At 49.1% G+C, this 13,154-nt stretch carries 9 protein-coding genes; 1 reads left to right on the forward strand and 8 read right to left on the reverse strand.

Translation table 11 applies throughout. The annotated features are described in order from the left end of the window. Nucleotide 1 precedes the first annotated feature (1 nt). The 6 genes from ACR9FF_RS20805 to ACR9FF_RS20830 form a co-directional block, all read right to left on the reverse strand. Nucleotides 2–637 (reverse strand): YIP1 family protein, encoded by a 636-nt coding sequence (locus ACR9FF_RS20805; RefSeq protein WP_041613544.1) that lies wholly within the window; start codon nucleotides 635–637, stop codon nucleotides 2–4. Continuing rightward, nucleotides 609–2,075: a hypothetical protein gene (locus ACR9FF_RS20810; protein ID WP_435164385.1), complete on the reverse strand. Its 1,467-nt coding sequence runs from the start codon at nucleotides 2,073–2,075 to the stop codon at nucleotides 609–611. Before ACR9FF_RS20810 ends, ACR9FF_RS20805 begins: the two co-directional genes overlap by 29 nt. 14 nt (nucleotides 2,076–2,089) lie before the next feature. After that, a complete protein-coding gene (locus ACR9FF_RS20815; protein WP_127490658.1) occupies nucleotides 2,090–2,935 on the reverse strand; it encodes a carbohydrate ABC transporter permease in 846 nt (281 codons plus the stop codon). Nucleotides 2,936–2,964: 29 nt separating this feature from the next. Further along, complete coding sequence (locus ACR9FF_RS20820) at nucleotides 2,965–3,930, reverse strand: carbohydrate ABC transporter permease (protein ID WP_435164387.1); 966 nt, start codon at nucleotides 3,928–3,930, stop codon at nucleotides 2,965–2,967. Between the two features lie 16 nt (nucleotides 3,931–3,946). Further along, nucleotides 3,947–6,838, reverse strand: coding sequence for an extracellular solute-binding protein (locus tag ACR9FF_RS20825; protein WP_435164389.1), 2,892 nt, complete (start codon nucleotides 6,836–6,838; stop codon nucleotides 3,947–3,949). 92 nt (nucleotides 6,839–6,930) lie between these two features. Beyond that, nucleotides 6,931–8,337 (reverse strand): extracellular solute-binding protein, encoded by a 1,407-nt coding sequence (locus ACR9FF_RS20830; protein WP_435164391.1) that lies wholly within the window; start codon nucleotides 8,335–8,337, stop codon nucleotides 6,931–6,933. Nucleotides 8,338–8,597: 260 nt separating this feature from the next. Here ACR9FF_RS20830 and ACR9FF_RS20835 point away from each other — a divergent pair, with 260 nt between their 5' ends. Then, entirely contained in the window at nucleotides 8,598–9,353 is a 756-nt protein-coding gene (locus ACR9FF_RS20835; protein WP_127490660.1) for a response regulator transcription factor, read from the forward strand. Between the two features lie 174 nt (nucleotides 9,354–9,527). Here ACR9FF_RS20835 and ACR9FF_RS20840 read toward each other — a convergent pair whose 3' ends face one another. Beyond that, nucleotides 9,528–12,206, reverse strand: coding sequence for an endo-1,4-beta-xylanase (locus tag ACR9FF_RS20840; protein WP_435164394.1), 2,679 nt, complete (start codon nucleotides 12,204–12,206; stop codon nucleotides 9,528–9,530). 58 nt (nucleotides 12,207–12,264) lie between these two features. Then, complete coding sequence (locus ACR9FF_RS20845; protein WP_127490662.1) at nucleotides 12,265–13,152, reverse strand: ABC transporter ATP-binding protein; 888 nt, start codon at nucleotides 13,150–13,152, stop codon at nucleotides 12,265–12,267. Between the last annotated feature and the right edge of the window lie 2 nt (nucleotides 13,153–13,154).

The raw sequence follows: 13,154 nt of genomic DNA on the forward strand, positions 1-13,154 counted from the left end.
ACTAACGCCTGAGCACGATTTCTTGGTGTATAACCTGCACAAACGCAACCATCTGCTGAATCAAACTAAAAAACAATAAACATAAGAAAGCCATAAATGCCATTGCCGCAATGGTGAGAATGATTGTTCCGATTGTCTTGGACGGCGAATATTGCTGCACGGTCATATTGCCGACAAACAGAAGATAGGCACACCAAAGCACGGACACATTACTGAAGAAATGGTAAAAGGATACTTCTTCGAGCGAAATAAGGTTGCTCAGGCCTATCCAGGGAAATTGAATAACCAGAAGCGGAACCAGGGCAAAGCAAGTCGAGGTGAAAATATCGACAAATTTGCCTTCTCCGTCCATCAAGGTGGTCAGCGACCAATTGGCGATACACCAGAACAAGACGGGTACGATCACGTACAAGCTCTCCATCAGGCTGTTTATACTGTCCGGATAAACAATGTTGACAAGAAATCCGCTGTACTGCGTCTGCATAATCTTCATGACAATCAGCAGGAACAATATGGCAAAGGAAATGATCAGGTTCAGCTTCCGGCTGCGTTCGTATTTCAATTCCCAGAAGCCGTTGAAGGGATGCAAAATCAGATATAACGGATATTTATACAGCTCTCTGCTTAATAAAGGCAACCTTTTTCCCTCCTTTCCATTTCCGGTATTTGCTTATTCCAAACCAGCAGACAAGAAGCAAGAGAATACCTGTCATAATGCCCGGGAAGTATTCGCGAAGCACTTCTTTCCGATAGAGCAGGAATGCCTTGGAATACCCTTTTTGGTCCATGCTCTTCTTGAAATATTTCATGGCTTCATGATAATCGCCTTGACGAAGCAGTGCTTTGCCGATCCCCGCATAAGCAAATTCCAGATTGGCGTTCATACTGATTGTCTTTTGATACAACGTAAAGGCTTTGTCCTCGTCGCCATTGTAATAAGCTCTGACAGCCTCATTCAGCGTGCGGCCGTATTCGGTTGTCTGGAAGACGGTTATCTCGCCAAGTGCTTTATCAAGTACGAGGAATTCATCGCCAAGCCGCTCAATGGCTACCGGCGTATTGAATTGTCCCATTTGATTGCCAAGCCCGCCAAAAACATACAGCAAATGGCCATCTCCGTCATAAGTGAAAATTCTGCCCCTTTTGCCGTCAAGGATGGAATAAATCTCGCTGTCGCCAACATCTATATCGATCAGTCGGGACGGTCCGGTTGCGCTCATGTAGCGGATATCGCCCTCGGGAGCAAAGTAGCCTTCTCGCCGCAATATATCATTGCCTTGGGCATTCAGCTTTTTGACATTCCCGCTGTCCTGCCCGTTCGTTGCATAAATAAAACCTTCCCTGTCAATGTCCAGATTTGTGAACTCCGTCGGCGTAAACATAACCATTTGGCTTCGCTGCGCTTTGGTCGACAGCATCTTCCATAAGTAATCCGTTGGATTAAAGGAGACCCTGTTCGCGCCGACAAACGAGGTAAACGTGCCGTCCGGACTAAATTCCATAAAGCCGTCATAAACGCCGGTGGACATGACGTATATCCGCTGCGCCTTGTCGACAACAACCCGTACCGGCTGAAAATCGAATTTCTCGGACAGCATATCCGATTTGGGAGCCTCAATAACTTTTACCAGATTGTTGTTCTGATCCAGTTGAATGATCCGTTTATTGCCGGTGTCCGCTATAACAAGCTCTTTGCCTTCGGTAACGAACAACCCTTGAGGGTTATTGAAGGTCTCCTCTTTCCCGTCGCGGACAAACGAGCTGATCGTCCTTACGAGATGAAACTTGTCATCCAGCACAACGACCCGGTTATTGCCTGAATCCAAAACATAGATTTGTTTATCCGCGGTCACCTGAAAATCGCTTGGATCTTTGAAAGCACCTGCCCCCATGCTTTCCCCGTTCCACAATACGTTAGCCTGATAAGCTGCCGGAGCCGCGGTCGTTAATCCCCAGTAAGAATAGTTATAGGATTCTGCGCCATCCGCAGCCCGCACCTTAGTGCCTCCCGTGCCTATGCCTAATAACAAGGTTAAGGCAAGGAGGAGGTACAATTTGTTCTGTATTCGCATCATGCTTCGCCCCCCTTCTACTCTTTCATCCCTGAAGTTGCCATCGTCTGGATGACACTGCTCTGGGATAGGATGAAGAGCGTAATTGGAACGACCATCAAAATAAGCGCAACTGCCGCGCCAACGCCTGCCCTGGCAATACCTCCAAGCGCGATTTGGCCTAATGCATAATGAAGGGTCTTCAGGTTCTCACTGTATATGAAGTTGCCTCCGTCAGAGCCCCACAGCATAGGAAATTGCAGAATCATAAGGGTAAGCCAGGCCGGCTTTACATTCGGCATAACGATTTGCCAATAGATCCGGTACTCGCTGGCTCCGTCAATCTTGGCGGCTTCCACGAGCGCGTCCGGGATCTGTTCCATAAACTGCTTCATCAGGAATAGTCCGAGCGGGAACGCAAGGGATGGAATAATGATCGATAAATGAGTATTAATCCAGCCTAGCCATGACATCATCATATAGTTCGGGATGGCCGTAACCGTACCGGAAAACATCAAGGACAGAACGACCGTCGAGAAAATAATCTGGGAACCCGGGAATTTGTGCTTGGCAAGCGGATAGGCTGCCGCCGACGCGAGCAGGATATGCCCAAACGTTCCTACAAGCGTAATAACGAGCGTATTCGCAATATAGCGCGACAGCGGAACCCAGGAATTGCCCATTAACGCAAACAAGTCGAAAAAGTTATCCAGCGTAGGATTATTAACCATAATCCTCGGCGGGAATATAAACAGCTCATCTAGCGGTTTGAATGCGTTGTTAATCGCATATACAAGCGGTATGGCCATAAACAGGCCAAATACGGCAAGGAGCAGAAATAATAAAAAGCTGACGGTAAAGGAGCGGTTAAGCTTTCTTTGCATTCGGAAAACCGCTGTCCAACTGTTCAACGTTACTCACCGACCTTTCTAAGCAGCTTCTGGGTCAGCTTGTTGGCACCCACCATGATCAGGAAGAGAACGGTTGCAATGGCCGATGCATAGCCCATTTCAAAACGGATCGTGCCATAATCCATCAAATGCGTGACGATCGTATGCGCTGCGTAGTTAACGCTCGGAAAGCCCGCCAAGGCAATGGAAACATCCGCAACGGCGAACGAAGCCGTAATTTGAAGAACTGCGCCGAATAACAGCTGCGGTCTCATGGATGGAAGCGTAATGAACCATAGCTCCTGCCACCGGTTACGGATTCCATCTACCGTACCAGCTTCTATCAGAGACCGGTCAATGGTCTGAAGCCCCGCGATAAAAGCAAGGAAGCTGGTACCAAGGCTTAGCCATAACTGAACGATAATGACGATGGTCAGAATATATTTCTCATTCGTAAGCCATTGAATCGGTTCCAGAATAAATCCGAATTTGATCAGGAAACCGTTCAAATAACCATACCGGTCTCCAGAAAATACGATCAGCCATATGAAATAGACATTTCCCGAGATGGATGGCGCGTAAAAAATCAAGGTCATAACAGCCCGGATCTTCGGAGACAGCTCATTGATTATCCACGCAAACAGAAAGCAGGCGAAATAGCTGATTGGTCCTGTAATAACGGCGAACATGAATGTATTGCGCAAGGCAACCATAAAGACATCGTCATTCAAGAACAGCCTGGAATAATTATCCCAACCAACGAACCTTGGAAATTCGAGCATATTGAAATAGAAGAAGCTAAGACAGATCGAGAATAAAACAGGAATGATCGTAAACAGGGTGAAAATAATCATGTACGGGCTCATCAGGATATAATAGTGCTTGTTTCTCTTAATCTCTTTGAACAATTGCGTCCATCTGGATACCTTAACCGGCTGCTGGACGAGATTGGGCGCAGGCACAGGAACGGATACGGATTGATCAGGCATTGATTTCACCCCCAAGCTAGTTCGGTAATTTAAATTCTTTTCTCTTAATCGCGATTTCGTCATTGATATACAAGAGATAATCCGATAATGCCTCGCGTGGATTCTCATTGCCGTTGACGACTTTGCGGAAGGCATTGTCCAGATGGCGTCCTGTGAAATATCCGCCCGGAACCTGAGGAATCCCCTCTACCCATTGCCACTGGCTTTCAAGATTCTGATAATCCTTCACCGGCCAAGGCAGCTCCTCAAGCGCTTCTATATTGGCAGTCGGATAACGAGCTGCCTCCCCGAGCAATCCTTCCATCTCGCGGCCATAAGCAATTTGCGTTTCCTTGCTGGTCCACCATTTCATGAACTCCCAAGACGCATCCTTATCCTTGGCATTCTCCAGCATCATCACTGCGGTTGTATGGCTGGCCACTTCATGATTTACCGTGCCGTCAGGCATTTCCGTCCCCGGTACCATCGTGAAATCCCAGAGCCCCTTAATCTCGGGCGCCATTACCGCCAAATTGTTGTAAGTCGTATAATCCGCGATCCCAATCGGCATCTCGCCGGTACGGAACCGGTTCGGGAAATCCGCGATCAGCGGAAACTTATAGTTGGTATAGAACTGCGTCCATTTCTTAAAAACTTCCATGGAAATGTCCGAATCGAGCGCACTCTTCTTGTCATCATCCCTATAGAACTTGCCGTTATTCTGATAGAGCATCATCGAAAAGGTTGCGTTCGGTGTCAGATTCGCATTATTCTTTACGTCATCGATTGGAAGCCAGAATTCCATATTATGCTTCTGCAGCACGGAGATCATATTGTATACTTCCTGCCAGGTTTTAGGCGGTGTTAAGCCTAGCTCTGCAAGCACGTCTTTCCGGTAGAACAGCATCGGGAAGGTCTGCTGCTCCGGCAAGGCATAGGTACCTTTGCTGAATTCATAAGGAACCAAAGCGCTTTCATTGAATCTGGAAGCAACTTCCTTGAAGTCGGGGAATACGGACAAATCCGCCGCCGCTTTCCTCATCGCATAGTTGACCGGTACATCTTCCCCAATCTGCATGGCCACATCCGGTCCCTCATCGGCCAGCGTTGCGGGAAGCAGAATATTGGCCGGAACAAGCCTCAGCTTCACGGATATATTCGACTCCGGCGTGAAGCTCTCATCGATCATGCTCTTTAATACTTGGGCCTGGTCCCGGCCGGTCGTAATCCATACCGTGATCGACTTGCCGCTTTGCTTGGTATTGCCAATGCTGTCGTAATCCTCCGTGTAAGAAGCAACCAGTCCTCCGAGCTCATGCTTAACCTTTTGGAAGAAGGTCGCGCTTGCCCGCGGAAGCTTGGCTTCCGGAGATGATACAACTAAATAGTCCAGCGTAAGCGGCTGTACTCTTACGTTTAATATCCAAGTACCAAGCCCGCCGACGTTAATCTTGAAAGCGGCCAGCCGTTTAGCAACCGTTTCAGGTTTGGCAGCCATCTCTTCAAGCTGATTGACCATCGTATGGAGAACCGCTACTTTATCGCTTTGCTCGCCTGTCGATTGTTCGAGATAATCGGCTACGCTTTTGATGGTAGCTGCCTGTGTCTTGAACACCTCCGTCATCTCCGGAATCCGCTTCTCCAGCTGATAATCGCGGTAAGGATCTGGCGAGTTGGAGGTAATGATCAGAATCTTTCTGTATATCTCATTAAGCTGCAGGACGCTTGATTCAATCGTCTGGAGCAGCGGAGCGATCTCGCCCAGGGATACGGACAGACGGAGCTTATGCTTGCCTTTGGTCAAATGGAACAAATAGGGCTCATCGCCGCCCATGACATCCATCTTCCAGTCCATATCGAAATTAAACGGAATCTGCTTCATTTCTTTAAACGGATATTCCCCGTCAATCATCAGACTGCGTGTGCTGTATACACCGCGAAGCTGATCCTGCTTTCTTTTTAATGCGATCTGATACAATCCATCCTCTTGTACATCCACATCCCACTCCAGCCACTGCCCCGGCAGCTTCCAGTTCACGCCGCCGATTGCGTTAACTCTGATTTTCGACACATCATACGGAATAACGGAAGGACTTGATTTGTCTGACAAGGGATATAGCGTCGGAGACGATTTTAGCACCGCGTCCTCTGCCTGAATCATCATATATTGATCCTTCGCGGGCTTTAAGCCCTCCGCTTCATAATCCTTTTTTATATCCGCGTAGGACTTGACGGCCTGATCCTGATACAGCTCGATATAGTCGATGGCCATCGGCTCCCGGGAAGCCGTCAGCGTAAGCTTCTGCACACCTTTGTCGAAGTGGAACAAATAGGGTTCCGCATAATAGCCTTCGCTGTCCATAAATGATTTGAGCTGCCAAGCCGGCTGCTCGATTTGCCTTGGACGGAGATCATTTCCCCGGTCGTCTCTCTGAATCCCGGCATCACGGTTACCCCAAAGCCGGTCAAACAACAGATCTTCAGCTCCTGAAAACGGCTGCTCGTCATTAATCGTGAGCTTGCGTTCAATGGCGGAGCTTTTCCCCTCCATCGGGTAGTAATGAATCCGGATATTGTAGAGCCCGGCTTGCTCGACAGGAACGTTCCAGCTTATCGAGCCGGCATCCGGCGTCATAACGGCTTTCCCGCTCAGACCCTCGGGTTGATCAGCCACCTCAAAGCCTTCTCCAACGGTAGCGGCAAAGCTTTCGCCTTCTACGCGGATTACTTGAGACGGTCTGTCATCGGCAGAATAGCTTTTCAAATACTCGTTATAGCCGCCTTTATCGGAATCCGTAACCGCCTGAAATCCGCCCATTGCCTGAGCGCGTCCGTTATGCGGCTGACCCGAAGGGTAGAACGCCCATATGGACAAAAAAAATACAAGTAGAACCAGTATGGCAATTCCGTAGCGCTTTTTGTTGCTCAACTTTTCTCCCCTCCTGCGGCAAGAGATTACGCTTTAGCAACAGTCCCCATTGTGAGGATTCTAATGGGGACTGTTGGCATTAGCTTTTAACGTTACTTTTTGTAAACCTCATCAATGGCAGCTTGAGCCTGCGCTTTATACTTGTCGATCACGGTTGACACCGAGTTTCCTGAAGTCAGTTCGCCGATCATTTCATAGTAAGGGAATTTCGGGAACGTTGCGCTGTCAAGCACCAGCATGCCTGCGCCTGCGTCGCGCGCGTTCTGGATATCCTTCTCATCCGTGAAGTTGCTCTCAAGCGACGCTTGATCCGCGTAATCGTAGATGGAATCGATATCGTTGATTTTCTCCCAGATGTATACCAGCTGATCCGGATTCTCGACGCTCTTCGGAATGGTCAAAGCCTGGAATGCTCCCTCGGCCGAGTGGTACGCGGTAGCGCTTGGCCCTTTCGGGAATGGTACAAAACCGATATCGTAGTCTTTCATATCCGTTTTCAAGCCGCCGATCTCATACATAGCTCCGGCATACATAAGCGTATTGCCTTGACGGAAAAATTGCCCCGGTTCCGTCCAGTCCCCGCCTTCGGTTGGGCGAGCCACTTTCTCGGTTGCCAGCTTGGACAGGAAGTTAAAGACTTCAACGGTTTTTGGATCATCCAAATTTTGCTTATCGCCACTCGTCAGGCTTGTTTCATTGGAGACGAGAGCAGGATCCATAAATCCGGCAGAAGCAAGTCCCCATGTATCCAGCTTGCCGTCATTATTCGTATCCTTGTTCGCGTCTTTCGCTACTTGAGTAAAGGTATCCCAGTTCCAATTGTCCTCGTTCACGTAATCCTGAGGAGACTTAATACCAAGCTTGTTAAGGAGGGTACGGTTATAGAAAATGCCGGTAATCAGATTGCCTTGCCCCTCGGAGAAGGCGTAGCCTCGGCCGTTGTACGACATGAATTCGGTAGCCTTTGGATTAAACACCTTTGTGTTTTTCGTGTATTCGTCAACCGGCCATAACAGATCTTGCTGAACCAGGGAAGGAATGGTGTAGTTTTTGCCCAGTCTCACAATATCGCCTAGCGGTTCACCGGCAAGGAGCGATGCGACAACTTTTTGCTGGTATTCGCCGTAATCAACCGCTACGAATTCCATCTTGAAGTTATGCTTTTTCTCAAGCTCCTCCAGGTTCTTCTTGCGCTGGATATTGTCCGGATTGTCCTCTCCGATGGTCATATCCCACCAGGAGACGACCTTGATCGTTCTGCCCCCCATGTCGAAATCCATCTCCGGAGACGAAGTATCCTCTTCCACGCTGCCGGTATTATTCGACGCTGAGGCATTATTGGAGGCTGTGGCATTATTGCTTGCTGTCGCATCGGCATTATTGCCGTTTCCGCTTGCATTGCCTTTGCCGCCATTGCCGCCGCTTCCCCCGCTGCATGCCGTTAATGAAGCCGCTAACATCAAAGTCGAAAGCATCATAATCGTCTTTCTTACTCTCACATTGGTCCCCCCTAAATTGGTTTACAGGAAAAAGTGTAGCGCTTACATTTCCGGTCAACAACCCGCCAGCAGATAGGTCAATGACCTGTCAATTTATAGGTTTCGAGGAATAATGCGGGCTCCCGGGATGCTTTGTTGCGAAGAGGTAAACAAATGGATGATGGATAAAGAAATGCACATTGTCACCTGCTGGGGTCATGAACAATAATAAAAACCATAATCCGTCAGAGACAATCCTACGGAAAGCGAGGTTCAGCTTTATGTATAAAGCATTACTTGTTCAGCCCGACAAGATTTCGAGAGAGGAAACCAGACTGCTGCTTCCATGGGAGCAGCATGGCTTCCAGCTTCATGCCTATGCGGATTCTCTCTCTGACGCTCAAGCTCTTCTTGGCACTCGGATGTTCGACCTCATTCTTATAGATCTTAAACCTTCACAGGCTGCGGGAATGCAGCTCTGCGAACAAATCCGCGAGCTTAGCCGTGTCTCTATTATTCTTTTGGGAGGCAGTCATGATTTCCAGCTGCTAAGAAAAGCAATGGCCTTTCAAGTAAGCGATTACATAGCGGATCCCGTACAGCCGGAAGATCTGGCTGCCAGCCTGTGCAAGGTAAAGAAAGAGCTTGACCTTCAATCCGTTCACTCCAAACGGTTAACCTTAAGTTACGAGAATAAAAGAAGCCGGAATCCATCCATCATTGATCTCGTCAAGCAATACGTCCAGGAGCATATGCATGAGAATATTACTTTGAAAAAAATCTCGAACATGCTGCATTTCAACTGTGCCTATCTTGGCCAGAAATTCAAAGACCAGGAAAACATGTCGTTTAACGAATATCTTCTTCAGCAGCGAATGGAGAAGTCAAAGCTCCTTCTGGAGAAAACGGATATGAGAATCTACGAGATTGCCAATGAAGTAGGCTACACGGAAATTGACTGGTTCTATAAGAAATTCAAGGAATACACGGGAGCAAGCGCTAATGAGTACCGCAAACAAAGCACGATCTATGCCTAATGAGTTTATAGGAATCTTTATTTCGGTAAGCGCTTGCAAACGATAAGAAACCGGTCATGTCTTTGGACTTATCCTTAAGTCCCGGACTTTGACCGGTTTTTCCCATAGGTCTCATTGAAGCCAGAACAAAAAGCTTTCCGGGTTAACGGAAAGCTTTTTTGGTGCTGCGCTCGTTTACTTTGTTTCCGACAACTTCAATAGGCCAAAGCCGGAAGTGTTCGTGTAGGACAGCCCTGTACGGTCATTCCAAATCGCCACGCTGTCACGATCCCCATCGCCGTCTTCATCGTTGTTCACCTGAACATCATAGCCAATGATGTCCCCGGCTGCCGGAGGCGTGCCATTCCATTTAATGGAGGCTTCTACCAGATAACCATCAGCGGTGCGTTTTACCGCAGATACCAGATTTCCGCTTAAAGAGCCGGGATTCACGCTTTGCTCGTTGTCGAAGTTAATCCGGTATTGCCCATCATCCGCTTGATAGCTCGCAGTTGCAGCTTGGTTCTGATCAACGAATATTTCTACCGAGTCCTGCTCCCACACATTAGGACTTTTCTTGGATAACAATGCATCCGTCACTTCCGCAAGTACATATAAATGCCCTTCATCCCAGAGCGTTCTAACCTTTGCTGTAGCCCCGTTTGTTCCCTGCACCCAGCGGTCTGTCGTAATGACGTTTGCCTTGCTCCAGAGGGAATCTATATTGCCGTCAACAACGGTCGATCCCATTGGAGCTTCCGTATATTGCGGACCTTCTATTAAGGTTAAAACCCCATATTTGGACGTATCGGCATCTTGCGACCCCGTTCTGTCGTTCCAGGAGGTTTTTGTTACTGTACTGCCCGCCTTATCGACAATGCGTACATCAAATCCTAGCTTGTTATTCAGCGACAGGCCATTAACCGGAATAGCCGCTTCAATCCGGTAACCGTCGGCTAGCTTAACGGCTTTGTAATCAGCAGGCTTACCCGGATTTGCTCCGCTCCGGCGGAACGTATATTTCTTGTCATCCACTTCGTAAGAGGTTGTTTTACCGTTATTGCCGTCGATGAATACTTCTACCGCATCATTTCCGTTCGTGCTTGGATCCGTCACGTCAACCGTAAGATAAAGGTAGCGTGAATCCCACAGCGACTTGAACTTGGCGACAGCCGTTCCTTCGCTCTTAACGGAGACGTAAGGCGACCTGTTCCAGGCATCCTCCAGCTTGCCGTCAATTTCCGCAACGGCATTTGCCGCCGATGCATTCTGAATGTCTACCGGAAGCCTGCTTGGATCTACCAGTGCCCAATAGGCATATTTCGCTTGAAGCCGTTCGTCGAACAGCAGCGGCCAGTTATTGCGGTCGACCGGGAAGGTGCGCAGCCACGTATTTAAATCGTCCTTGCCCCAGAAAATAACGGCGGTCAGCTGATCTGCGTGCTTCCTGAATACATCGAAAATTTCCTTATACCGCTTCGCTTGTTTTACTTGAAGCTCCAATGGGAATGTCTCGTAAGCATCATTGTCATTGGTATAGACGCTCATATCCAGTTCTGTTATCTGCTGCTCAATATTCAAATCCGTGAACGCCTGTATCATGTCATCAAGCTCTTGAACCTGCGGATACTCAATGCCGATATGCGTCTGATGGCCAACGCCGTCAACCGGAATGCCTTTATCCTTCAGACGTTTGATTAAGTCATGCAAATCCTGCCGCTTCTCCGGCATATTCGTATTATAGTCATTGATAAACAGCTTCGCATTTGGGTCCGCTTCATGCGCGTATTCGAATGCCTTCTCGATAAATTCTTCTCCCGCGATCTTATACCATAAGCTGTTGCGGAGACCGCCCGGCTGTTTATCGCCCGGCTCAAGCACTTCGTTCACAACATCCCATGCGTAGATCTTGCCCTTGTAACGGCCAACGACAGCGTCGATATGACGCTTCATCCTGGCAAACAGCAGCTCTTTGCTTGCCAGGTTTCCATTCTCATCGTAGAACACCCAGCTTGGTGTCTGAGAATGCCAGATCAGCGTGTGACCGCGCATGGCAATACCGTTCTCCACCGCAAAATCAACAATTTTGTCCGAGCGCGTGAAGTTGAACTGCCCCTCCTGCGGCTCCGTAGCATCCCACTTCAGCTCATTGCCGGCAGTTAAGCTGTTGAAATGCTTTTTAACCAATTGAGCATCCGGACTGTTCGGATCTTCGATTTCATTAACCAATACGGCCGTTCCCAGCTTGAAATCATCGGCAAATACATCCTTCAAGGAGGGAATATCCTGCTGGATAACGATAGGTTCCGGTTCTGGAAGCTGTTCGATCGAAAAATCGTCTACATAAAAATCCAGTGTCGGGTTAGAGGATGCTTCAAAATAAACGGAGAGGCTTTGTATCGGCTGCTTCAATTGATATTGGCCGCTAAACTTTACCCAACCGTCTCCTGTAACATTCCCGGAGGTAACCCCTTCATAATTCGTAGTTCCGTCCGTCGTACGCTGAACCGTCATCGATACCGATGAGGCAGCTGTTCCTGCCGGAAGCTTGACCCACGCGGCAAGTGCATAGGTTTTCCCTTCCGTCATCATGGAGGTTACATCGAGCTGCGGGCCATTCCAGCCTTGCGATCTGCCCGTTACCTGAAGACTGTAGGACCCGGTGTGAGCAGCGACTCCCGAGGCAGACAGCACTTCATTGCCTCCGCGTCCATGCCAGCCTTGGACCGTGCCGTCTTCAAAATCCGTTGTCAATTTCACCGTACTTGCTGCCGCTTCCGCCTGCTTCGGCAGCATGCTCAAGGACAAGGAAGCCAGCATCACAGCAATGGCAAGCACGCCTGAAAGAGAGCGTTTCAAACCTTGTTTCTTCATTAATACACCTCACCTTTCGCTTTTCTTGTATATTCCATTAACCGCCCTTACGAGCGGATCATGGCATCATTTCCTGCGGATAAAGGATGATGCGCCCTTCCTCCATCTCAACTCGCACCTTGTTGCTGTCCTTGAAGCCCTCGGCATCCAAATAGCCTGCGGGAATCTGGAGACGTCCTGCCTTATCGAGAACCGCATATTCGATATGGCTTTTCTGCTCGGCCTGCAAATGCTCGGCATCCAGCCGTGCCAGCTCATCGGCATACGATTCTCTGCGGATCATCTCCGCAGAGGTTTTGCCGTCCCGGATCTGCACGACCCTGTCGACCTTGCGGGCCAGCAGCGGGTCATGCGTGACGATCACGACGGTAATGCCAAGCGTCTGATTGAGGTTCCGGAACAGATCCAGCACCTGCTCAGAGGTCTTTGTGTCGAGCGAGCCGGTTGGTTCGTCCGCGAGAAGCAGCCTGGGCTCATTGGCTAAGGCGATGGCAATCGCCACCCGCTGCTGCTCGCCCCCGGATAGCTCGCTGAGCTTGTTTTTCAAGCGATGGCCAAGTCCAACCGCTTCCAACAGCTCGATTGCACGGGCTCTGCGCCGCCTCCCCTTCAGGAGAATGGGCAGCTCTACGTTTTCAAGAGCCGTCAGATAAGGAATGAGGTTGCGGGCATTGTTCTGCCATACAAAACCAACTGTCTCTCGTTTATACTTCACAAGCTCCTTTTCGCCGAACGCCAGCAAATCCTTGCCGTCTACGAACAGCCTGCCTGCAGAAGGCTTATCCAGACCGCCCAGCATATTCAGCAGGGTCGACTTCCCGCTCCCGGAATTGCCGATGATTGCCATCAGCTCACCGTCTTCGACCTGCATATCCAATCCTTGCAAAGCAACCACCTCGAGATCGGCGGTTTTGTAGATTTTGACGAGCTCCTCGCATCTGATCATGG

It is taken from the genome of Paenibacillus glycanilyticus, assembly GCF_051200795.1.
GTDB lineage: Bacteria > Bacillota > Bacilli > Paenibacillales > Paenibacillaceae > Pristimantibacillus > Pristimantibacillus glycanilyticus.

Bases quoted from the DNA above. Each gene is read 5' to 3' on its own strand.
- ACR9FF_RS20815 (WP_127490658.1), bottom strand. From the start codon at position 2,935: ATGCAAAGAAAGCTTAACCGCTCCTTTACCGTCAGCTTTTTATTATTT.
- ACR9FF_RS20840 (WP_435164394.1), bottom strand. From the start codon at position 12,206: ATGAAGAAACAAGGTTTGAAACGCTCTCTTTCAGGCGTGCTTGCCATT.
- ACR9FF_RS20810 (WP_435164385.1), bottom strand. From the start codon at position 2,075: ATGATGCGAATACAGAACAAATTGTACCTCCTCCTTGCCTTAACCTTG.
- ACR9FF_RS20835 (WP_127490660.1), top strand. From the start codon at position 8,598: ATGTATAAAGCATTACTTGTTCAGCCCGACAAGATTTCGAGAGAGGAA.
- ACR9FF_RS20820 (WP_435164387.1), bottom strand. From the start codon at position 3,930: ATGCCTGATCAATCCGTATCCGTTCCTGTGCCTGCGCCCAATCTCGTC.
- ACR9FF_RS20845 (WP_127490662.1), bottom strand. From the start codon at position 13,152: ATGATCAGATGCGAGGAGCTCGTCAAAATCTACAAAACCGCCGATCTC.